Genomic DNA, 23,141 nt, shown 5'->3' on the forward strand with positions numbered 1-23,141 from the left:
CCATCAGGTTTGGTGGCGATAGCGAAGAGGTCACACCCGTTCCCATACCGAACACGGAAGTTAAGCTCTTCAGCGCCGATGGTAGTTGGGGGTCTCCCCCTGTGAGAGTAGGACGCCGCCAAGCTTTTCGAAGGATCAGTTCCATACGGAACTGGTCTTTTTTGTTTTTTCTTCTAGCAGCATCATAATATAAGCTGGAAACTTCTCTTCAGCAATCTCCATGTAACGTTCAATCATGACGTAATCATCACTAATATATTGAGACAGCAGCTCGTACCACCATTCGGTTTCGTAGCGTGCGATCATGCTGAGATTATACATTAATAAGTAATGGCTGATGATCTCAGGAACCCCTAAAAAAGAATCCCGTGATGACGGAATAAACCATTGATCCATTTCTAAATCATAATGAAGGTGAGTAGCGAGTGCTGGGTTTTCTTCAAAAGATACATCAAACGCTAGCCTTTTGGCTTCTCTTTCTTTGAGTTTCCAACTTGTATGGAACTCAAAATATTCAATAAAGCGTTCATCAGACATGTTATAAAGCAATGGAATATGATCTTCAATCATCATCCCATTCGCCTTCTCTACTTTCACTAGTGTCGAAGGCTGCTTTTGAAACTCTAGAATATGGCTCATTTCAGGTATCTTTGAAAGGAGATGAATCATCGTAAATCGCTCATCTTCAAGACCATTTAAATGAAATAGATGCTTTAACACATGCATGCATAGTCCATTTCGTTGAATTTTCACTTCATCTTCACTAAAACGGTAATGCTGTTTCTTTCTCTTTCTCGACGTTACACCATGAGCCAAAACAGAGGTTTGAGAAGGATAATGAGGATCAACAGTCAGTAAACATGCCTTTAGTAACTGAGCCATACCATAAAATAATAAAATGGGCTTGAGTTCTAGAGGAGCGATAGCTGCCTGTTCATAGAACGTATGGCCATGTTTTAAAAAGTAAATAAACCGTTCACAGTTTTTATAGGCTTGCTCGTTTGCATCTTGAATGCTCCGTTTCTCATATTGTTGAAATAGAAACTTTTGGGAGGTTTCTAGCGAATAAAAACGTTTTAAATCCTTCCATCCTGAACTTTTCATCTTCTTCCTCAACTCTCTTTATATTTTCTAAAAATTGCAACTGTTTGTTGCTTCCTTGACATGCTGTTTCCTAGTTGATAATCTACATATAATATTTTGCCGAAAAGAGGGGGATTTACTAATGTGGGAAAGTAAATTTTCAAAAAAAGGTTTGACGTTTGACGATGTTTTGCTTGTTCCAGCAAAGTCTGAAGTACTTCCGCGTGATGTCGATTTATCAGTTGAATTAACAAGCACTTTAAAGCTAAACATTCCAATTATCAGTGCGGGAATGGATACTGTGACGGAATCACAAATGGCGATTGCTATGGCACGTCAAGGTGGTCTTGGTATTATTCATAAGAACATGTCCATCGAACAGCAAGCAGAACAAGTGGATAAAGTAAAACGCTCAGAGCGCGGTGTTATTACAAATCCATTCTTTTTAACTCCGGAGCATCAAGTATTTGATGCAGAGCATCTCATGGGTAAATACCGTATTTCAGGTGTACCGATTGTAAATAATGAAGAAGATCAAAAGCTTGTTGGTATTATTACGAACCGCGACCTTCGTTTTATTTCGGACTATTCAATGAAGATTAGCGACGTAATGACAAAAGAGGAACTTGTGACAGCTTCTGTTGGTACGACATTAGAAGAAGCTGAAAAAATCCTACAGCAATATAAAATTGAAAAATTACCTCTTTTAGATGACGAAGGAACGTTAAAAGGCCTCATCACCATTAAAGATATTGAAAAAGTGATTGAATTCCCTAACTCCTCTAAAGATGCACATGGCCGTTTAATTGTTGGTGCCGCTGTTGGTGTCACTGGCGACACAATGACACGTGTGAAAAAATTAGTCGAAGCCAATGTGGATGTCGTTGTCATTGATACTGCACATGGTCATTCACAAGGTGTTCTAAACACTGTATCAAAAATCCGTGAAACGTATCCTTCTCTTAACATCATTGCTGGTAACGTTGCTACAGCTGAAGCAACAAAAGCATTGTTTGAAGCAGGAGCAGATATTGTGAAAGTTGGTATCGGACCAGGTTCTATTTGTACAACACGTGTTGTTGCAGGTGTTGGTGTACCACAAATCACAGCGATCTATGACTGTGCAACAGAAGCAAGAAAACATGGTAAATCTATTATTGCAGATGGTGGAATTAAATATTCAGGTGATATCGTGAAAGCACTAGCATCTGGTGGACATGCGGTTATGCTTGGAAGCCTTCTAGCTGGTACATCTGAAAGCCCTGGAGACACAGAAATTTTCCAAGGTAGACGCTTCAAAGTTTATCGCGGTATGGGTTCTGTTGCTGCAATGGAAAAAGGAAGTAAAGATCGTTACTTCCAAGAAGATAATAAAAAATTCGTTCCAGAAGGCATTGAAGGCCGTACACCATACAAAGGGCCAGTCGTTGATACAGTGTATCAACTAGTTGGCGGTATCCGTTCAGGTATGGGCTACTGTGGAACACAGGACTTACATTCACTAAGAGAAGATGCACAGTTCATTCGCATGACTGGTGCAGGACTTCGTGAGAGCCATCCACATGATGTACAAATTACAAAAGAATCACCAAACTACACAATTTCTTGATAAATTGTGACAATCAAATTACATTTGACAGGGTCTATGACTCTGTCTATTTTTTTTGTCTTTATTGTGATAAAATTTATACTGTTGTGTTGAAATAAGCCCTAGTGGATTAAATATAAATGAAATACGTCGAAAAAAGATGAATACGGAGGTATGACGATTGAACAGCAAGATGTTGAAACAGCTTATGGTCTCTATCCTTGCCTTGGCATTGATTGTTACAACGTTTACACCAATGTCCAAAGCAAAAGCAGCTGAAGATCCATTCAATGTGAATGCGAAAGCAGCGATCCTAATTGAAGCTTCTACTGGTAAAATTCTTTATAGTAAAAATGCAGAACAAAGACTTCCTATTGCAAGTATGGCAAAGATGATGACAGAGTACCTATTACTAGAGGCGATTGCTGAAGGCAAAGTGAAATGGGATCAAACGTATACGCCAGATGATTATGTATACGAAATTTCTCAGGACCGCAGTTTATCAAACGTTCCTTTGAGAAAAGATGGCTCGTATACAGTGAAAGAACTTTATCAAGCAACGGCTATTTATTCGGCAAATGCAGCAGCGATTGGCTTATCAGAAGTGATTGCTGGATCAGAATCGAAGTTCGTTGAAAAAATGAATGCAAAAGCGAAAGAGCTTGGTTTAACAAACTACAAATTCGTGAATGCGACTGGATTAGAAAATAAAGACTTACATGGCAAACAGCCAAAAGGTACGGGTCCTGATGAAGAAAGTGAAGTATCTGCGAAAGATATGGCATTGCTTGCACAGCATCTCATCAAAGACCATCCAGAAATTCTTGAAACATCTAGTATTGCAAAAACAAAGTTCAGAGAAGGCACTGACGATGAAATGGACATGCCTAACTGGAACTTCATGCTAAAAGGACTTGTGAAGGAATATGAAGGCGTAGATGGTCTAAAAACAGGCTCTACGGATTCAGCTGGTTCTAGCTTCACAGGCACTGCTAAACAAGGTGACATGCGTGTCATCGCTGTGATCTTGAATGCAAAAGGTAATCTTCATACAGCACGTTTCGACGTGGCGAAAAAATTGTTCGACTATGCGTTTAAAAACTTCACGATGAAAGAAATGTACAAAAAAGGTCAACAGATCAAAGGACATGAAAACATCGAGGTTGATAAAGGCAAAGACAAAGAAGTTCCTGTCGTTACGAAAGAAGCTTTCTCTGTGCCAGTAAAAAATGGCGACGAAAAGAGTTATAGAGCAAAAGTAAATATCGAGAAAAAGAAACTAGAAGCTCCTATTAAAAAAGGAACGAAGGTTGGCATGCTGACGACTTCTTATTCTGGTGATGAGAAGGACTATGGCTATTTGAATAAAGACCAATCAGGTGTTGAGCTTGTGACAAAAGCAGGCGATGAAAAAGCAAACTGGTTCATCCTTGCAATGCGTAGTGTAGGTGGATTCTTCGCTGGCATTTGGGGCGGAATCGTTGACACAGTAAAAGGTTGGTTCTAATAAAAAAACTGCTCTCATGCATAGAGAGCAGTTTTTTTATCGTTAAAAGAAAAGCGATTGTTTGTGATTCTGAGGAGTGGACAAGGCTTGCTGAAAAATAACACATAGCTTTTCCACGCCCTCGGTCAGTGCCTTTTCATTCACATAAGAGAAGCTGAGGCGGATATAATTTTGTTTCGGCTCTCCAGGATAGCACACAGAGCCTGGCAAAAAGGTAATTTGCTGTTTACGTGCTTCATGCAGTAGTGCACGTGTATCGACCCAGGAAGGGAAGCTAAGCCATAAATTGAGCCCTCCCTGAGGAATTTGCCACGTCACATCTTTTGGTGCATGCTTCGTTAAGACATCCATCATTAAATCGCGTCTCACCTTCAAGGCGGTTCTCAGCTTTTTCGTATGATCGATCATTTTTTTCGAAGTCAGAAACGGCAAAATCGCCTTCTGTGTAAGGAGAGGGCTGCCTAAATCATTATTCGCCTTTGCAGCTAATAGCCGATTAAAAATCGAGCCTGACGCAGTGATAATTCCAATTCTGCATCCCGGAGCCAGTGTTTTACTTAATCCTCTTAAGTAAATAACGTGTCCATCATGATCCATACTTTTGATCGGGGCTGGCGGCTTCTTTTCGAAATAAAGCTCACGATAAGGATCATCCTCTACAATGAGACAATCAATGCTTTGAGCCAGTAAGAGAAGTTGTTTTCTGCGTTTCATTGACATACTGGCGCCTGTCGGACTGTGAAAGGTAGGAATCGTATAGATGAGCTTTGGTTTATATTTGTCACATATGCTTTGAAGCTGCTTCATATTCATTCCTTCATGATCAACAGGAACCGTAATAATTCTTGCCCCTCTGCCCATAAAGACATCAATAGCACCTGGATAGGTTGGTGCTTCCATGACAACTACGTCATCCGGCCCGATAAACGTACGTGCGACCAGATCAAGTCCTTGCTGAGAACCACTTGTTACAAGAATATTTTCCGGAGTTGAAGGCACATCTAACTTTTCCAAAAAAGATTGAATGACCTGCCGCAGCTGAAGATCACCTTGAATTTCCCCATACTTCGACATGATTTGAGGGTGTCTAGCTAGTACATGCTGCATTTCTTTTTCTAAATAACGGTTTGGCAAAAGCCCCGGATCAATCATAGAGGAAGAAAGGTTGATCGCTTCTTCGACATAGTGATACTGTGCAAATTGAGAACGTGGTAAATAATCTGGAATGGACAACTGCCAATCGAAAGAATTCGATGAAGGAACTGGAATGTTCGTCTGCTCTTGCAGCTCATCCACAAATGTCCCTTTACCTTGTACAGTCGTTAAATATCCGTCGTCCTTCAGCCGGGTATATGCCTTTGCTGCCGTGACAAGACTCACATTCAGCTGTTTTGCTAAATCACGTACAGTCGGCAGCTTGTCTCCCTGCTGAAGCAAACCGGATTGAATATGATCAATGATCGAAAAGTAAATCTGATTTGAAAGAGATGTATCAGAATGCCGATGGATATCAATATGCATGAGAAACCTCCATTGAAAGCGAAATTGTTATACATAAATTCGAATTGTTATAGTTGCATTATAGCATGTAAATCATACTTTTAAGAGGAAATAACAGATTTTTAGGCAGTATTCCTTGATTTAAAAGGATTTATCCCATGATATCGGGAGATTGAATTGTTATACTATTCTCTTTATTGTTATACTTCCTCGCTTGTATGATAAAGTGGTAAATCAATCGAATAGACAAATGGGAGGAAACTATTGTGAGCAATAAGGGAACTGAACGAGTGAAACGTGGAATGGCAGAAATGCAAAAGGGTGGCGTCATTATGGATGTGGTCAATGCTGAACAGGCTAAGATTGCAGAAGAAGCAGGCGCGGTGGCAGTTATGGCGCTAGAACGAGTCCCAGCTGATATCCGTGCAGCTGGCGGTGTTGCCCGTATGGCAGACCCAAGGATCGTAGAGGAAGTACAAAATGCAGTAACGATTCCAGTCATGGCAAAAGCACGTATCGGCCACATCGTCGAGGCTCGTGTTCTTGAAGCACTTGGTGTTGATTATATCGATGAGAGTGAAGTGCTGACGCCCGCAGATGAGGAATTCCATTTAAATAAAAATGAATACACAGTACCTTTTGTCTGTGGATGCCGTGACTTAGGTGAGGCAACCCGCCGTATTGCAGAAGGTGCTTCTATGCTTCGGACAAAAGGGGAACCTGGGACAGGAAACATTGTAGAAGCGGTCCGTCATATGAGAAAGGTCAATGCTCAGATTCGTAAAGTAGCGGCAATGAGTGAAGATGAACTGATGACAGAAGCCAAGAACCTAGGAGCTCCTTATGAATTATTGCTTCAAATCAAAAAAGATGGCAAGCTCCCTGTTGTTAACTTTGCAGCTGGAGGGGTGGCGACACCAGCTGATGCTGCGTTAATGATGCAGCTTGGAGCAGACGGTGTATTTGTTGGATCTGGTATTTTCAAGTCAGACAACCCAGCGAAATTTGCAAAAGCGATTGTTGAAGCAACCACTCATTTCACAGATTACCGTCTCATTGCAGAGCTTTCAAAAGAGCTTGGAACAGCTATGAAAGGAATTGAAATCTCAAATCTACTGCCAGAAGAGCGTATGCAAGAGCGTGGCTGGTAAGTAAGGGAGCGCAAACGAACATGCTGATAATTGGTGTACTAGGGCTTCAAGGAGCCGTGAGAGAGCATATTCAATCGATTGAAGCCTGCGGCGCAGAGGGTAAGGTTATTAAACGAGCGGAAGAGCTAGCATCCGTTGATGGTCTCATTATCCCTGGTGGAGAAAGTACGACGATGAGAAGACTCATGGATACGTACGGATTCATTGAACCGATCAAAGCGTTCGCCGCAGAAGGGAAACCGATTTTCGGGACATGTGCAGGTTTGATTATGCTAGCAATGCATATAGAAGATCGAAAAGATGCTCATCTTGGACTGTTAAATGTATCTGTTGCTCGAAATTCATTTGGCAGACAGGTAGACAGCTTTGAAGCAGATTTAGAAGTAAAAGGACTGGATGCGCCGTTTACAGGAGTGTTCATCCGTGCGCCTCATATCATCAGAGCAGATGAGAGCGTAGAAATCCTGGCTGAATATGACGGCAGGATTGTGATGGCAAAAGAAAACAATATCTTAGGGTGTTCTTTTCATCCAGAGCTGACAGACGATCACCGGTTAACACAACTGTTTGTTGAAATGGTGAAGTCCTATAAAACGAAGCTCGCTGTATAAAACGGTTGAAAAGAGATAAAACTTATAGTACATTAAAATCACAATCAAAGATCGAAAAAGCGTTGACGGGAAATAGTAAGAAGCCCCTCTTTCTCAGAGAGCCGATGGTTGGTGCGAATCGGTGAAAGATGCAGTCTGAATCCATCCTTGAGCGAAATGCTGAAACACGAGAAGTAAGCATTTACGGTGATACCGTTACAGAGGAAAGAGGAAAGCATGCTCCTGCATGTTTTCAATCAGGGTGGCAACGCGAGAGCTCTCGTCCCTTTCATGGGATGAGGGCTCTTTTTATTTTTCGATAAAAAAAGGAGTGTTACACATGCTGGATATTAAACAACTGCGTACAGACTTTGAGCAAATCAAAGAAAAATTAGCACACCGAGGCGAGGATTTAGCTGATTTTGATAAGTTTGGTGAGCTGGATCAAAAAAGAAGAGAATTAATTGGGAAAACAGAAGAATTAAAGAGCCGAAGAAATGAAGTATCACAGCAAGTGGCCGTTCTAAAAAGAGAAAAGAAAGACGCCGATCACATTATTCAAGAAATGCGTGAGGTAGGAGATGAGATTAAGAAGCTGGATGATGAGCTAAGAACAGTGGAAGAAAGCCTGCAGCACATTCTATTCTCAATTCCAAATATTCCTCATGACTCTGTACCAGTTGGGGAAACAGAAGATGACAACGTGGAAGTGAGAAAATGGGGCGAACAGCCGGCATTCTCATTTGAGCCGAAACCTCATTGGGACGTAGCGGATGAGCTTAACATTCTCGATTTTGAACGTGCAGGAAAAGTTACAGGAAGCCGTTTCGTTTTTTATAAAGGCCTTGGCGCACGCTTAGAGCGCGCACTATATAACTTTATGCTCGATTTACATGTCGATGAGTTTGGTTTTACTGAAGTGCTCCCACCTTATATGGTCAATAGAGCAAGCATGACTGGGACTGGTCAGCTTCCAAAATTCGAAGAGGATGCCTTTAAAATTCGAGAAGAAGATTATTTCCTCATTCCAACAGCTGAAGTGCCGATTACCAACATGCACCGTGATGAAATCATTGAAGGGGAGCAGCTGCCAATCAATTATGCAGCATTCAGTGCTTGCTTTAGATCAGAAGCTGGATCTGCCGGCAGAGATACACGAGGACTCATCCGTCAGCACCAATTTAACAAGGTAGAGCTCGTAAAATTTGTTAGACCAGAAGATTCTTATGAAGAATTAGAGAAACTAACAAATCAAGCAGAAAAAGTTCTACAGCTATTGAATCTGCCATATCGTGTCATGAGCATGTGTACGGGAGACCTAGGCTTCACAGCTGCGAAAAAATACGACATTGAAGTATGGATTCCGAGCCAAAATACGTATCGTGAAATTTCTTCTTGCAGTAACTTTGAAGCATTCCAAGCAAGACGTGCAAACATTCGATTCCGCCCAGAGCCTAAAGCAAAGCCAGAGCATCTCCACACATTAAATGGATCTGGTTTAGCAGTAGGAAGAACCGTGGCGGCCATTTTAGAAAACTACCAACAAGAGGACGGCACAGTAATCATTCCTGAAGTACTACGTCCTTATATGGGAAATAAAGAAGTGATGAAATAAGATGCCGTCATGGCATCTTATTTCTTTTTACCAAAAGTCCTACAGCTTTTCTAAATATAGCCGATAAAGAGACTAAAAGCTTCTAGGAAAGAAGGAATAACCTTGAATAGGCTTGACTATTATGTTGAAATGGCTCAATTAATTAGAAAAGTTCTAGATGAAAGTATCCTTTTTGGCATAACTGACACAGAAAAGGTGCTTTGTTATTACCCGTCTAACACAATTGATTTTGGCATGAAAGTTGGGGACCTATTAAACCCAGAAGACCAAAACATAACGACGACATTAAGAGGACAAGAATACGAAGGTCATTTACCTGAGTCTTTATATGGTTATGAAATTGCTGTAAAAGGTTACCCGATTTTTGATGAAGATAGAAAAGTAATTGGCTCTTTTTTAGTGGCATTTTCATATCATCGTGAAAAGAAATTAAGTGGTTATATGGAAGATATCAATATTGTAGCGAAAGAACTTCAAGGTGGAATCGAGCAAATTGCTGCGCATTCACAAGAACTGGCGGCCACAAGCTTAGAAATAAGCGAACAGGCAGGAAGAGCAGAAGAGAAATCTGCAAACATTGAAGAAGTCGTCAAAACCATTGGCGGGATCGCTAGACAAACAAACTTGCTAGGGCTAAATGCTGCAATTGAAGCAGCAAGAGCAGGTGAGAACGGAAAAGGATTTGCTGTCGTGGCTGATGAAGTTCGTAAGTTATCAGATGGCTCAAAGGAAGCGGCTGAAACCATTAATACTTTTCTAAAAGAAATACAAGACAGCATTGGTACTTTGTCTGAAAACATCTCACAAATCAGCAGCTCAACAAATGAACAAGCCAAACAAGTAACGGACTTTACGAAGATCATTGAATCATTAAATGAGTTCAAAGAAGAGATGAGTCAGTTTATTGAAGAAATTAAGCAGGATACGAAATAGATCAAGAGCAGCCGTTACTGGCTGCTTTTTTATGGGCAAATCATCATGACAAAATAACTTGTTAAAATTTTTTTGAAAAGATGTTGACTTGATATAAAATGATATGGTATATTAATTCTTGTCGATACGGAGGAATACCCAAGTCCGGCTGAAGGGATCGGTCTTGAAAACCGACAGGGGTGTCAAAGCCCGCGGGGGTTCGAATCCCTCTTCCTCCGCCATATTGATTTTTACCTTAGTTGAATTGAAACGCAAGCATAAAAATTGGAATTGTCAACCCGCTGCATTCTCGAAATGCAGCGGGTTTTTTTTATTTTGTTTTAGAACGATTTTTTTGAATAACAGAAGCGATTTCATGAAGAATGGGATCAAGTGAGCTTTCATCATGAAGTAAGTCATAATCTTCAATGTTAATTTTAATCACTGGGCATAAATCGAATTGTTCAATCCATTCCGTGTACCTAGTGTACATTTCTTCCCAATAGGCTCGGTCCGTTTGAGTTTCCATCTCTCTGCCGCGTTCTTCAATGCGATTCAAAATATGATCTAAATCCCCGTGCAGATAAATGAGGACATCAGGGTGAGGGAAGTAAGGGGTCATCACCATCGCCTCGAATAGACTCGAATACGTTTCATAATCTACCTCAGACATCGTACCTTTGTCTGCATGCATTTTTGCAAAAATGCCAGTGTCTTCGTAAATTGAACGATCTTGCACATATCCTCCACCAGACTCAAAAATCCGTTTTTGTTCCTTAAAACGCTCAGCTAGGAAATAAACCTGTAAATGGAAGCTCCATCTTTGGAAATCTGAATAAAAAGGTTCCAAGTATGGGTTATCATCTACTTTTTCAAGAGAGGTTTGAAACCCTAGCTTGTCCGCTATTGTTTTAGTCATGGTTGATTTTCCGACACCGACAGTCCCGGCAATTGTGATGACTGCATCCTTTGGTATTTCGATATTGTTCATAGCACTTGCTCCTTTATGTTCTGTACAATTTGCTGGTAATCTTGCTGCGAGGAAACGAAGTCTGTATGATCTCCTTCAATTGTAATGATAGGAAGCCCTGGGTCAGTCTGTTTTAAATGTTCAATCGCCAGCTCATAATCTTCAATGAGGGTTTTTAAATAAGCTGGGTCGATGTCCTCTTCAAATGAGCGTCCTCTCATTTGTATTCTTTCAAGTAAGGTGGGAAGGCTGGCTTTTATATAGATCATGGCATTTGGTTTAGGAAGATCATCTGTTAGCAGGTGATAGATCTTTCTATATTTATCCATGTGCTTTTTTGATAATGTTCTTTCTGCAAATATCATATTTTTATAGACATGATAATCAGTTACAATCGGCTGCTGTTGATTCACATAGTTTTCTTCAATAAACTCTAACTGTTTGAACCGATTGCATAAAAAGAACATCTCAAGCTGAAAGCTCCATTGTTCCATATCTTCATAAAATTTATCTAAGAATGGATTTTCTTCTACAATTTCTTTTACTAAAGGAAATTGAAATTCCTTCGCAAGCATTGTAGCCAAAGTTGTTTTTCCGGCTCCAATTGGGCCTTCCACTGCAATAAAAGGGGCAGGATACATAGGCGTTCTCCTCTATCTGTAAAGTTGTCAAACCAATGTATATTGTACCATACCCCTTCCGAGAGATAGAACGAATGGATTACGATGTCGTTCTTTTTTCAATATTAAATTGATCTGATAATAAGAGCCAATTTTGTGGGAAGGATAGACCTAATTTCCAATAAGCAATTCCGTTCAACTTTAGCTCTTTGATGAGATTGAACTTTGCTTGAATCGATCTAGCGTCTTCGAACCACACTTCATGCTCTTTATTATTGGCATCTGTGTAACGAAAATAAGGGGCTTGTGCTGTTTCATCGTATAGAATAGAGGCATTATTATTTCTAGCAATTGCAATTGCTTGTTGAGGACTGACGGCTTTAGCGATGGGACCCCCCTGGACGTACGGAAGTGTCCAATCATAGCCATATAAATTTTGCCCCATGACAATTTTATTGGCCGGCATCACGGTTAGTGCATATTCAATGACTTGACGGACAGGACCAATGGGAGAGACAGCTTGTGCAGGGCCACCGCTGTATCCCCATTCATAAGTCATCAACACAACATGATCGACGATTTTCCCGATGGCTTCATAGTCATGAGCTTCATACCATTTTCCCTTCTGCTGACTACTTGTTTTAGGGGCAAGTGCAACAGATATTGTCCACCCTTCTTGGTGAAAGCGGGTTGTTGCTTCTCTTAAAAATTCAATATAAGCTTCTCTATCAGCAGGACGTAAATATTCAAAATCAAAATGGATTTCTTTTAATTGATACTTTTTAGCAACACGAACAATTTCATTTAAAAATGTGGTTTTGACAGATTGATTAGTTAAAAGAATTCGTCCAAGTTCATCACTGAATTTTTCATTCTCTAGGTTTGTGACCACCATGGATAAAATGGTTCGGCTCTGAGCGGCTATTTGAGGTAACTGATCTAATGGTGGTTCTCGCAGTGTTCCGTCTCTTTGCGCTTGAAAACTAAAGGCACCTAAATGGGTTAAGTATGGAGAGGCCTCTCTAGCTGCTTGTTTTAAATTTTCACTGACTTGATTTCCGCGTGGTTCAATATAAGCATTTGAATTAATGTTCCTTTTCGGTCTTTGTGGAATATAGAGCAGGAAGCGAATAGGAAGTATCGCTTCAGGACGAATTCTATTTACACGTGCCAACTCTTCTACTGAAATTTGAAATCGTCTTCCAATTTGATAAAGTGTGTCATTTTGTTTGACCTCATAAAATTGCCCTCTGATTGGGATGACAATTGTTTGTCCAATGACGAGTTGATTTGGAGTTTCAATATCATTGGTACGGATGATTTCATTGACGGTCGTTTTAAATCGCATAGCAATTTCGTTTAAAGTATCTCCTCTTTTGACAACATAAATTTGAATAGTCAACGCCCCCTTTGTTATTGCTAACAATTTATGAGGGTTATGGATAAATCATGTTTGATTTTCTTTTGTGATCTCTTTAGAAGTGGTGATTTTTGCTAGGAGAACGTTCTCCATCATCGTTAAAGCATATTCATTATCTTTGTCATCATTTGAAGCGATACAATCTTCAGGTACAATGAGATTGTATTCTCGCATGTATGCGTCATTTGCAGTGAACAGAACGCAAATGTTTCCCGCAATTCCAGTTAAAATGATATCCTGAACACCTAATTCGTTTAAAAGTGTCTCTAATGCAGTTCCATAGAAGGCAGAATGCTTCGGTTTAATTAAGAAGTAATCATCTTTAGATGGTGCCATTTGCTCTAAAATAGGGGCGCTTCTTTCGTTTTTGCATGTTTCCATCACAGCTTGAATATCAGCCTTCCAGAGTCCATAGTGGTCATTGATATAGATGATTGGCCAGTTTTCCTTGAAAGCATGTTCTTTAAGAGCTAAAATCTTATTGGTCATTTGCTTTGTTTTATCAGCAAGCACATGTCCCATTTTAAAATCAAAATTATTAATCATGTCGATAATCAGCAGTGCTTTTTGGTGCTTTGACAAAATAAGACCCCCTTTAAAAGATTGTGCTAATATGTTAACCTCAATATCCTTTTAAAAAACATGAAAAGAGAGTCGCGCTATGACGAAAGATGAACAGTTTATGCAAGAAGCTATTTCAGAAGCCATAAAAGCAGAACAAATAGGAGAAGTACCGATCGGTGCTATCATCGTTGTTGATAACCAAATTGTGAGCCGCGCTCATAATTTAAGGGAAACTGAGCAGCGTTCAATTGCTCATGCAGAATTACTGGCTATTGATGAGGCGTGTAAAATGACAGGAAGCTGGCGTTTAGAAGATGCTGTCCTTTATGTGACGCTTGAACCTTGCCCAATGTGTGCTGGAGCGATTGTCCTTTCTAGAGTAAAAAAAGTCGTTTTTGGTGCATACGATCCAAAAGGTGGTTGTGCAGGTACATTAATGAATTTACTGAAAGATGAACGTTTCAATCATCAGTCTGAAGTCATTGGTGGTGTACTTGAAAATGAATGTGGTGAGCTGCTAAGTCAGTTCTTCCGAAACCTCCGTCAACGAAAGAAACAAGCCAAAAGTAAATGAATGGATGCCGTTTGCAATTTCAGCTATAAGAAGGTATACTTATGTCTGCGTCACTAACAATTTAATATTCATTTTGCCGTGCTAAGCGGGGAGGTAGCGGTGCCCTGTACTCGCAATCCGCTCTAGCGAGGCCGAATCCCTTCTCAAGGTTCGTTTACTTCAAGGTCTGCCTTAAATAAGTGGTGTTGACGTCTGGGTCCTGCGCAATGGGAATTCATGAACCATGTCAGGTCCGGAAGGAAGCAGCATTAAGTGAAACCTCTCATGTGCCGCAGGGTTGCCTGGGCCGAGCTAACTGTTTAAGTAACGCTTGGGGTAGCGAATCGACAGAAGGTGCACGGTAAATCAATATTAAATGTAACTCATCTAGTTCATCTAGGTGAGTTTTTTGTTGCTGTTTAAAGAATAGCTCAGCTATTTTGTTTATTCAAATAGCCAAAAAATCTTTTTAGAGTCCTTTGTTTTTTTAATGCTTATGATGAGAACTAGTGTTCTTTTTGGTGTGACAGGCTAATTCGAAAAGTTAGAAAATACGTTTTGAATCCTTGGAAAGTAGAAAATCTATAGTTGAATTCAACATTTTCGCTTATTAGAAAATAAAGGTGTGCTTTTGAATTGATCGGTGCATCATGTATAATGAAAATGATGATATATGGAGGAGGGCGTATTTGTGAGTTATCAAGCTTTATATAGAGTGTTCAGACCTCAAGTTTTTGAGGATGTTGTTGGACAAGAACACATCACAAAAACATTGCAAAATGCCCTTTTGCAGAAGAAGTTTTCTCATGCTTACTTATTTTCAGGTCCTAGAGGAACAGGTAAAACAAGTGCTGCTAAAATCTTTGCGAAGGCAGTGAACTGTGAAAAGTCACCTGTGAGTGAACCATGTAATGAATGTGATGCCTGTAAAGGGATTACTAACGGTTCGATTTCAGACGTGATTGAAATAGATGCTGCCTCAAACAACGGGGTAGATGAAATCCGAGATATACGTGATAAAGTGAAATTTGCTCCTTCGGCGGTTACATATAAGGTTTATATTATAGATGAAGTACATATGCTCTCTATCGGGGCTTTTAATGCCCTCCTGAAAACGCTAGAGGAACCGCCTGCTCATTGTATCTTTATTTTGGCTACCACAGAGCCTCATAAGATTCCTCTTACCATCATATCTCGTTGTCAGAGATTTGATTTTAAACGAATCACGACAAAAGATATTGTTGGAAGAATGCAGAAAATTGTAGATGCAGAAAGCCTAAATGTACAAGAGGGCTCGCTCGAGATTATCGCTAGTGCAGCAGACGGCGGTATGCGTGATGCACTAAGCCTCTTAGATCAAGCAATTTCATTTAGTGGTGAGCAACTGACAATTGATGATGCGCTGCTCATTACAGGAGCGGTTTCTCAGCATTTCATTAGCCAGCTGGCCGAAGCAATGTTTGATCAAAATATTGCCGCAGCGTTAGATACTTTAAATGAATTGCTTCAGCAGGGGAAAGATGCTGCTAAATTGATAGAGGATATGATCTTTTATTTTAGAGATATGCTGCTTTATAAAACGGCACCAGATCTTGAGGGTGTCCTTGAAAAAGTAAAAGTCGATGAAAATTTCGTGGCGCTTTCGGATCGTGTGACACCTCAATTTCTATATGAAACAATTGAAGTGCTGAATAAAAGTCACCAAGAAATGAAATGGACGAATCATCCAAGGATTTTCTTTGAGGTAGCTGTTGTTAAGCTATGTCAATCAACGGCTGGAATAACAGAAGCTCACGCTAACACCAATTTAACGGCCCTAACGGATAAAATAGACAGGTTGGAACAGGAGCTAACTAGGTTAAGAGCAGAGGGTGTGCCGATGTCTCATTCTCATAGCCCTCAAGAAAAAAAGGAAGCACCTCGACCACAAACGAGCAACAAAAACGGTTACCGTGCCCCTGTCGGTCGAATTCACGAGATCCTAAAAGAAGCAAAACGGCCAGAGCTAGAAAAAATTAAAGGCAAATGGGGAGAGCTTCTTGCTCATTTGAAACAGCAGAATAAAGTGTCTCACGCTGCGCTCTTAACTGATAGTGAACCAGTTGCTGCTGCTTCGCATGCTTTCATTTTAAAATTCAAGTTTGAAATACATTGTAAAATGGTTGCCGAAGATAAAAGTGGTGTTCGAACCAACCTGGAACAGCTATTAGAGTCTATGTTAGGAAAAAGAGTGGAATTAGTTGGCGTTCCTGACGCTCAATGGGGTAAAATAAGAGAAGAATTTTTAAGAGATCATCAGCCAGATGAACAGGCAGATGGTCAGGGGTCTTCTACTGAAGAGGATCCATTGATTGCGGAAGCGAAGAAGTTAGTAGGAACCGACTTAATTGAAATTAAAGATTAATAAAAATGAAAGAGAGTGATGTTCATATGCGCGGTGGAATGGGAAATATGCAAAAAATGATGAAACAAATGCAAAAAATGCAAAAGGATATGGCTAAGGCTCAAGAAGAGCTTGCGGAAAAAGTCCTTGAAGGTACAGCAGGTGGCGGTATGGTCACTGTAAAAGTAAACGGACAAAAAGAAGTTGTTGATGTAGCTATTAATGAAGAAGTTGTTGATCCAGAAGATATCGATATGCTTCAAGATCTCGTACTTGCAGCCACAAACGATGCATTGAAAAAAGTTGATGAGCTAACGAATGAAACAATGGGTCAATTCACAAAAGGAATGAACATGCCAGGTTTATTCTAGGAGGAATAACTGAAGATGCAATATCCTGAACCAATATCAAAGCTGATTGACAGCTTTATGAAATTGCCAGGAATCGGACCGAAAACTGCGGTCCGTCTGGCTTTTTTTGTTCTTAGTATGCAGGAAGATGTCGTACTAGATTTCGCGAAGGCGCTTGTCAATGCAAAGCGTAATTTAACTTATTGTTCGGTATGCGGCCATATCACAGATCAGGATCCTTGCTATATTTGTGAAGATACAAGAAGAGATCAATCGGTTATCTGTGTAGTGCAAGACCCGAAAGATGTGATCGCAATGGAAAAGATGAAAGAATACAACGGCTTATATCATGTGCTTCATGGTGCCATTTCGCCGATGGACGGAATTGGACCAGAGGACATTAAAATTCCTGACCTGTTAAAAAGATTGCAAGACGATCAAGTAACAGAGGTCATCCTTGCAACCAATCCAAACATTGAAGGAGAAGCTACAGCCATGTATATCTCTAGATTGTTGAAACCATCAGGAATTAAACTTTCTCGTATTGCTCACGGACTTCCAGTAGGTGGAGACTTAGAGTATGCGGATGAAGTCACACTGTCTAAAGCTTTAGAAGGCAGACGTGAGATGTAGGAAGGAGAAGTACGGTACATGGGTTTTCTTCGCAGAAAATCAATTCGAAAAGAATTCGATGAGAAATTAATTCAACAGCTTTTTAAGCAAAAGGAAGAATGGAACAGACAAAAAAAGCTTGTCGCAAATAGCGTTGAGCCTTCACCGGACATTCTATTCGAATTAAAGCTTGCTCAAGCAAAGTACTTTTTCTATCTGAGAGAAGCGAAAAAGAGGAATTTACGTTTAAACAACTGGAGATAGCAGGTCTATTTTACATAGTCCTCTCATATGCTTGTACTATTCATATGAAGAGGAGATGAGAGGATTATGGAACCTGTTATTGTGATCGGTTCAATTTTGCTAGCTGTACTATTGTTGTTTATGTCAGGTGTTCAAGCGAACCCATTCAAATGGTTAGGGCTGATCGGAGTGAAGTTTGTAGCAGGCGCTCTTTTTTTATTTTGCCTCAATCTATTTGGCGAGAGTCTAGGATTACATGTCTCTATTAACCCTGTAACAAGCGGAATTAGTGGTTTATTAGGTATCCCAGGCGTAGCGGCTTTAGTCGTGATTGAAAAGTTTATTATTTAATAAAAAATATTATTGACTTTGATTCTATATGGTGGTAAATTAATATACGTCGCTGATGACGAAGAAACGAAAAAACATGATAACGAAAAAAGTTGTTGACATTAACAATTCAAACGTGTTATGATGTTCTAGTCGCTTCTGAAGCGGTAAACAAGTTCTTTGAAAACTAAACAAGACAAAACGTACCTGTTAATTCGAGTTTTTATAAAAAAATCCTATGATACATCATAGGTAGTCAGTCAAACGCTGACGAAAAACAAAACTTCGGTTTTGTACTTTTTCGGAGAGTTTGATCCTGGCTCAGGACGAACGCTGGCGGCGTGCCTAATACATGCAAGTCGAGCGAACAGAAGGGAGCTTGCTCCCGGATGTTAGCGGCGGACGGGTGAGTAACACGTGGGTAACCTGCCTGTAAGACTGGGATAACTCCGGGAAACCGGAGCTAATACCGGATAGTTCCTTGAACCGCATGGTTCAAGGATGAAAGACGGTTTCGGCTGTCACTTACAGATGGACCCGCGGCGCATTAGCTAGTTGGTGGGGTAATGGCTCACCAAGGCGACGATGCGTAGCCGACCTGAGAGGGTGATCGGCCACACTGGGACTGAGACACGGCCCAGACTCCTACGGGAGGCAGCAGTAGGGAATCTTCCGCAATGGACGAAAGTCTGACGGAGCAACGCCGCGTGAGTGATGAAGGTTTTCGGATCGTAAAGCTCTGTTGTTAGGGAAGAACAAGTGCGAGAGTAACTGCTCGCACCTTGACGGTACCTAACCAGAAAGCCACGGCTAACTACGTGCCAGCAGCCGCGGTAATACGTAGGTGGCAAGCGTTGTCCGGAATTATTGGGCGTAAAGGGCTCGCAGGCGGTTTCTTAAGTCTGATGTGAAAGCCCCCGGCTCAACCGGGGAGGGTCATTGGAAACTGGGAAACTTGAGTGCAGAAGAGGAGAGTGGAATTCCACGTGTAGCGGTGAAATGCGTAGAGATGTGGAGGAACACCAGTGGCGAAGGCGACTCTCTGGTCTGTAACTGACGCTGAGGAGCGAAAGCGTGGGGAGCGAACAGGATTAGATACCCTGGTAGTCCACGCCGTAAACGATGAGTGCTAAGTGTTAGGGGGTTTCCGCCCCTTAGTGCTGCAGCTAACGCATTAAGCACTCCGCCTGGGGAGTACGGTCGCAAGACTGAAACTCAAAGGAATTGACGGGGGCCCGCACAAGCGGTGGAGCATGTGGTTTAATTCGAAGCAACGCGAAGAACCTTACCAGGTCTTGACATCCTTTGACAACCCTAGAGATAGGGCTTTCCCTTCGGGGACAGAGTGACAGGTGGTGCATGGTTGTCGTCAGCTCGTGTCGTGAGATGTTGGGTTAAGTCCCGCAACGAGCGCAACCCTTGATCTTAGTTGCCAGCATTCAGTTGGGCACTCTAAGGTGACTGCCGGTGACAAACCGGAGGAAGGTGGGGATGACGTCAAATCATCATGCCCCTTATGACCTGGGCTACACACGTGCTACAATGGACAGAACAAAGGGCTGCGAGACCGCAAGGTTTAGCCAATCCCATAAATCTGTTCTCAGTTCGGATCGCAGTCTGCAACTCGACTGCGTGAAGCTGGAATCGCTAGTAATCGCGGATCAGCATGCCGCGGTGAATACGTTCCCGGGCCTTGTACACACCGCCCGTCACACCACGAGAGTTTGCAACACCCGAAGTCGGTGAGGTAACCTTTATGGAGCCAGCCGCCGAAGGTGGGGCAGATGATTGGGGTGAAGTCGTAACAAGGTAGCCGTATCGGAAGGTGCGGCTGGATCACCTCCTTTCTAAGGATATATGGAGCAGTGTGCGTTTTCGTCTTGTTTAGTTTTGAAGGAACTTGGAAAAGATCCTACAACATCATATCTTCGATATGAAAGATGGGCCTGTAGCTCAGCTGGTTAGAGCGCACGCCTGATAAGCGTGAGGTCGGTGGTTCGAGTCCACTCAGGCCCACCATCTTCTATTAAATCGGGGCCTTAGCTCAGCTGGGAGAGCGCCTGCCTTGCACGCAGGAGGTCAGCGGTTCGATCCCGCTAGGCTCCACCAACGTGTTCTTTGAAAACTAGATAACAATAAGTAATACATTCACATTGAATGCAATGCAAAGTTCATCACACATAGTGATTCTTTCTAAAGTAAGAAATGGTTAAGTTAGAAAGGGCGCACGGTGGATGCCTTGGCACTAGGAGCCGATGAAGGACGGGACGAACACCGATATGCTTCGGGGAGCTGTAAGCAAGCTTTGATCCGGAGATTTCCGAATGGGGAAACCCACTGCTCGTAATGGAGTAGTATCCATACTTGAATACATAGAGTATGAGAAGGCATACCCGGGGAACTGAAACATCTAAGTACCCGGAGGAAGAGAAAGCAAATGCGATTCCCTGAGTAGCGGCGAGCGAAACGGGAACAGCCCAAACCAAGAGGCTTGCCTCTTGGGGTTGTAGGACACTCTATACGGAGTTACAAAGGAACGATATAAGCGAAGAGGTCTGGAAAGGCCCGCCAAAGAAGGTAACAGCCCTGTAACTGAAATGTTGTTCTCTCCAGAGTGGATCCTGAGTACGGCGGAACACGTGAAATTCCGTCGGAATCCGGGAGGACCATCTCCCAAGGCTAAATACTCCCTAGTGACCGATAGTGAACCAGTACCGTGAGGGAAAGGTGAAAAGCACCCCGGAAGGGGAGTGAAATAGATCCTGAAACCGTGTGCCTACAAGTAGTCAGAGCCCGTTAACGGGTGATGGCGTGCCTTTTGTAGAATGAACCGGCGAGTTACGATCCCGTGCAAGGTTAAGCAGAAGATGCGGAGCCGCAGCGAAAGCGAGTCTGAATAGGGCGCATGAGTACGTGGTCGTAGACCCGAAACCAGGTGATCTACCCATGTCCAGGGTGAAGTTCAGGTAACACTGAATGGAGGCCCGAACCCACGCACGTTGAAAAGTGCGGGGATGAGGTGTGGGTAGGGGTGAAATGCCAATCGAACCTGGAGATAGCTGGTTCTCTCCGAAATAGCTTTAGGGCTAGCCTCAAGGTAAGAGTCTCGGAGGTAGAGCACTGATTGGACTAGGGGCCCCTACCGGGTTACCGAATTCAGTCAAACTCCGAATGCCGATGACTTATCCTTGGGAGTCAGACTGCGAGTGATAAGATCCGTAGTCGAAAGGGAAACAGCCCAGACCGCCAGCTAAGGTCCCAAAGTATACGTTAAGTGGAAAAGGATGTGGAGTTGCTTAGACAACCAGGATGTTGGCTTAGAAGCAGCCACCATTTAAAGAGTGCGTAATAGCTCACTGGTCGAGTGACTCTGCGCCGAAAATGTACCGGGGCTAAACGTATCACCGAAGCTGCGGACTGTTCTAACGAACAGTGGTAGGAGAGCGTTCTAAGTGCAGTGAAGTCAGACCGGAAGGACTGGTGGAGCGCTTAGAAGTGAGAATGCCGGTATGAGTAGCGAAAGACGGGTGAGAATCCCGTCCACCGAATGCCTAAGGTTTCCTGAGGAAGGCTCGTCCGCTCAGGGTTAGTCGGGACCTAAGCCGAGGCCGAAAGGCGTAGGCGATGGACAACAGGTTGATATTCCTGTACCACCTCCTCACCATTTGAGCAATGGGGGGACGCAGGAGGATAGGGTAAGCGCGGTATTGGATATCCGCGTCCAAGCAGTTAGGCTGGGAAATAGGCAAATCCGTTTCCCGTAAAGGCTGAGCTGTGATGGCGAGCGAAATTTAGTAGCGAAGTTCCTGATTCCACACTGCCAAGAAAAGCCTCTAGCGAGGTGAGAGGTGCCCGTACCGCAAACCGACACAGGTAGGCGAGGAGAGAATCCTAAGGTGATCGAGAGAACTCTCGTTAAGGAACTCGGCAAAATGACCCCGTAACTTCGGGAGAAGGGGTGCTTCTTAGGGTGTTAAAGCCCCGAGAAGCCGCAGTGAATAGGCCCAGGCGACTGTTTAGCAAAAACACAGGTCTCTGCGAAGCCGTAAGGCGAAGTATAGGGGCTGACGCCTGCCCGGTGCTGGAAGGTTAAGAGGAGCGCTTAGCGTAAGCGAAGGTGCGAATTGAAGCCCCAGTAAACGGCGGCCGTAACTATAACGGTCCTAAGGTAGCGAAATTCCTTGTCGGGTAAGTTCCGACCCGCACGAAAGGCGCAACGATCTGGGCACTGTCTCAACGAGAGACTCGGTGAAATTATAGTACCTGTGAAGATGCAGGTTACCCGCGACAGGACGGAAAGACCCCGTGGAGCTTTACTGCAGCCTGATATTGAATGTTGGTACAGCTTGTACAGGATAGGTAGGAGCCTTGGAAACCGGAGCGCTAGCTTCGGTGGAGGCATCGGTGGGATACTACCCTGGCTGTATTGACCTTCTAACCCACTGCCCTTATCGGGCAGGGAGACAGTGTCAGGTGGGCAGTTTGACTGGGGCGGTCGCCTCCTAAAATGTAACGGAGGCGCCCAAAGGTTCCCTCAGAATGGTTGGAAATCATTCGCAGAGTGTAAAGGCACAAGGGAGCTTGACTGCGAGACCTACAAGTCGAGCAGGGACGAAAGTCGGGCTTAGTGATCCGGTGGTTCCGCATGGAAGGGCCATCGCTCAACGGATAAAAGCTACCCCGGGGATAACAGGCTTATCTCCCCCAAGAGTCCACATCGACGGGGAGGTTTGGCACCTCGATGTCGGCTCATCGCATCCTGGGGCTGTAGTCGGTCCCAAGGGTTGGGCTGTTCGCCCATTAAAGCGGTACGCGAGCTGGGTTCAGAACGTCGTGAGACAGTTCGGTCCCTATCCGTCGCGGGCGCAGGAAATTTGAGAGGAGCTGTCCTTAGTACGAGAGGACCGGGATGGACGCACCGCTGGTGTACCAGTTGTTCTGCCAAGGGCATCGCTGGGTAGCTATGTGCGGACGGGATAAGTGCTGAAAGCATCTAAGCATGAAGCCCCCCTCAAGATGAGATTTCCCATTCCGCAAGGAAGTAAGATCCCTGAAAGATGATCAGGTTGATAGGTCTGAGGTGGAAGCGTGGTGACACGTGGAGCTGACAGATACTAATAGATCGAGGACTTAACCTTTATTCTAATGTG

General features: G+C 42.8%; 17 protein-coding genes, 3 tRNA genes, 3 rRNA genes, 1 other RNA gene, 1 pseudogene and 1 other annotated feature. Of the genes and pseudogenes, 19 read left to right on the top strand and 6 right to left on the bottom strand.

Going from position 1 to position 23,141, the window contains the following annotated elements:
- Positions 1-8 precede the first annotated feature (8 nt).
- Positions 9-124 (top strand): 5S ribosomal RNA (rrf, locus tag C5695_RS00060).
- An 11-nt stretch (positions 125-135) separates the two neighbouring features.
- Here rrf and C5695_RS00065 read toward each other — a convergent pair.
- Positions 136-1,104, bottom strand: coding sequence for a YaaC family protein (locus C5695_RS00065; RefSeq protein ID WP_117728110.1), 969 nt, complete (start codon positions 1,102-1,104; stop codon positions 136-138).
- Positions 1,105-1,225: 121 nt separating this feature from the next.
- On the opposite strand from C5695_RS00065, the gene guaB reads away from it, so the two are divergent.
- Both guaB and C5695_RS00075 read left to right on the top strand, forming a co-directional pair.
- Positions 1,226-2,692 carry an IMP dehydrogenase gene (gene guaB, locus C5695_RS00070; protein ID WP_117728112.1) on the top strand — a complete coding sequence of 489 codons (1,467 nt, stop codon included), beginning with the start codon at positions 1,226-1,228 and terminating at the stop codon, positions 2,690-2,692.
- 160 nt (positions 2,693-2,852) lie between these two features.
- Entirely contained in the window at positions 2,853-4,178 is a 1,326-nt protein-coding gene (locus C5695_RS00075) for a D-alanyl-D-alanine carboxypeptidase family protein (protein ID WP_117728114.1), read from the top strand.
- Positions 4,179-4,220: 42 nt separating this feature from the next.
- Here C5695_RS00075 and C5695_RS00080 read toward each other — a convergent pair whose 3' ends face one another.
- Positions 4,221-5,699: a MocR-like pyridoxine biosynthesis transcription factor PdxR gene (locus tag C5695_RS00080; protein WP_117728116.1), complete on the bottom strand. Its 1,479-nt coding sequence runs from the start codon at positions 5,697-5,699 to the stop codon at positions 4,221-4,223.
- 245 nt (positions 5,700-5,944) lie between these two features.
- Here C5695_RS00080 and pdxS point away from each other — a divergent pair, with 245 nt between their 5' ends.
- The 5 genes and pseudogenes from pdxS (at position 5,945) to C5695_RS00105 (ending at position 10,188) form a co-directional block, all read left to right on the top strand.
- Entirely contained in the window at positions 5,945-6,829 is an 885-nt protein-coding gene (pdxS, locus tag C5695_RS00085) for a pyridoxal 5'-phosphate synthase lyase subunit PdxS (RefSeq protein ID WP_034666107.1), read from the top strand.
- Positions 6,830-6,849: 20 nt separating this feature from the next.
- The gene (gene pdxT, locus C5695_RS00090; RefSeq protein WP_117728118.1) at positions 6,850-7,440 is read left to right on the top strand and encodes a pyridoxal 5'-phosphate synthase glutaminase subunit PdxT; all 591 of its coding nucleotides are present in this window, start codon (positions 6,850-6,852) and stop codon (positions 7,438-7,440) included.
- A gap of 53 nt (positions 7,441-7,493) precedes the next feature.
- Positions 7,494-7,710, top strand: a binding site (T-box leader).
- A 49-nt stretch (positions 7,711-7,759) separates the two neighbouring features.
- Positions 7,760-9,034 carry a serine--tRNA ligase gene (gene serS / locus C5695_RS00095; RefSeq protein ID WP_117728120.1) on the top strand — a complete coding sequence of 425 codons (1,275 nt, stop codon included), beginning with the start codon at positions 7,760-7,762 and terminating at the stop codon, positions 9,032-9,034.
- A 600-nt stretch (positions 9,035-9,634) separates the two neighbouring features.
- Positions 9,635-9,967: pseudogene (locus C5695_RS20870) on the top strand (methyl-accepting chemotaxis protein); the annotation flags it as partial.
- 128 nt (positions 9,968-10,095) lie between these two features.
- A tRNA-Ser gene (locus C5695_RS00105) sits at positions 10,096-10,188 on the top strand.
- Positions 10,189-10,277: 89 nt separating this feature from the next.
- On the opposite strand, the gene C5695_RS00110 is transcribed toward C5695_RS00105, so the two are convergent.
- The 4 genes from C5695_RS00110 to C5695_RS00125 form a co-directional block, all read right to left on the bottom strand.
- Positions 10,278-10,937 (bottom strand): deoxynucleoside kinase, encoded by a 660-nt coding sequence (locus C5695_RS00110; protein ID WP_117728124.1) that lies wholly within the window; start codon positions 10,935-10,937, stop codon positions 10,278-10,280.
- Positions 10,934-11,557 (bottom strand): deoxynucleoside kinase, encoded by a 624-nt coding sequence (locus C5695_RS00115; RefSeq protein WP_117728127.1) that lies wholly within the window; start codon positions 11,555-11,557, stop codon positions 10,934-10,936. Before C5695_RS00115 ends, C5695_RS00110 begins: the two co-directional genes overlap by 4 nt.
- 79 nt (positions 11,558-11,636) lie before the next feature.
- On the bottom strand, positions 11,637-12,884 hold the full coding sequence (locus C5695_RS00120) for a glycoside hydrolase family 18 protein (RefSeq protein WP_233230822.1): 1,248 nt from the start codon (positions 12,882-12,884) through the stop codon (positions 11,637-11,639).
- Between the two features lie 99 nt (positions 12,885-12,983).
- Positions 12,984-13,538: a cysteine hydrolase family protein gene (locus C5695_RS00125; protein ID WP_117728131.1), complete on the bottom strand. Its 555-nt coding sequence runs from the start codon at positions 13,536-13,538 to the stop codon at positions 12,984-12,986.
- A 79-nt stretch (positions 13,539-13,617) separates the two neighbouring features.
- Between C5695_RS00125 and tadA the strand changes: the two genes are divergently transcribed.
- The 11 genes from tadA (at position 13,618) to C5695_RS00180 (ending at position 23,129) form a co-directional block, all read left to right on the top strand.
- Complete coding sequence (tadA, locus tag C5695_RS00130; protein WP_117728133.1) at positions 13,618-14,094, top strand: tRNA adenosine(34) deaminase TadA; 477 nt, start codon at positions 13,618-13,620, stop codon at positions 14,092-14,094.
- Positions 14,095-14,170: 76 nt separating this feature from the next.
- Positions 14,171-14,435: signal recognition particle sRNA large type (gene ffs, locus C5695_RS00135), an RNA gene on the top strand.
- A gap of 329 nt (positions 14,436-14,764) precedes the next feature.
- Positions 14,765-16,477 carry a DNA polymerase III subunit gamma/tau gene (dnaX, locus tag C5695_RS00140; protein WP_117728135.1) on the top strand — a complete coding sequence of 571 codons (1,713 nt, stop codon included), beginning with the start codon at positions 14,765-14,767 and terminating at the stop codon, positions 16,475-16,477.
- 26 nt (positions 16,478-16,503) lie between these two features.
- Positions 16,504-16,827 carry a YbaB/EbfC family nucleoid-associated protein gene (locus C5695_RS00145; RefSeq protein WP_008342011.1) on the top strand — a complete coding sequence of 108 codons (324 nt, stop codon included), beginning with the start codon at positions 16,504-16,506 and terminating at the stop codon, positions 16,825-16,827.
- 15 nt (positions 16,828-16,842) lie between these two features.
- On the top strand, positions 16,843-17,439 hold the full coding sequence (recR, locus tag C5695_RS00150; RefSeq protein WP_003218094.1) for a recombination protein RecR: 597 nt from the start codon (positions 16,843-16,845) through the stop codon (positions 17,437-17,439).
- Between the two features lie 18 nt (positions 17,440-17,457).
- The gene (locus C5695_RS00155) at positions 17,458-17,682 is read left to right on the top strand and encodes a YaaL family protein (RefSeq protein ID WP_003218088.1); all 225 of its coding nucleotides are present in this window, start codon (positions 17,458-17,460) and stop codon (positions 17,680-17,682) included.
- A 66-nt stretch (positions 17,683-17,748) separates the two neighbouring features.
- Positions 17,749-18,012: a pro-sigmaK processing inhibitor BofA family protein gene (locus C5695_RS00160; RefSeq protein WP_008342006.1), complete on the top strand. Its 264-nt coding sequence runs from the start codon at positions 17,749-17,751 to the stop codon at positions 18,010-18,012.
- A gap of 277 nt (positions 18,013-18,289) precedes the next feature.
- Positions 18,290-19,838, top strand: a 16S ribosomal RNA gene (locus tag C5695_RS00165).
- Between the two features lie 95 nt (positions 19,839-19,933).
- Positions 19,934-20,010: transfer RNA gene (locus C5695_RS00170), tRNA-Ile, on the top strand.
- A gap of 14 nt (positions 20,011-20,024) precedes the next feature.
- Positions 20,025-20,100, top strand: a tRNA-Ala gene (locus C5695_RS00175).
- A 98-nt stretch (positions 20,101-20,198) separates the two neighbouring features.
- A 23S ribosomal RNA gene (locus tag C5695_RS00180) occupies positions 20,199-23,129 on the top strand.
- Together the 16S and 23S rRNA genes with 2 tRNA genes alongside form the textbook arrangement of a ribosomal RNA operon.
- Positions 23,130-23,141: the final 12 nt, after the last annotated feature.

The organism is Bacillus pumilus, assembly GCF_003431975.1.
Lineage (GTDB): Bacteria > Bacillota > Bacilli > Bacillales > Bacillaceae > Bacillus > Bacillus pumilus_N.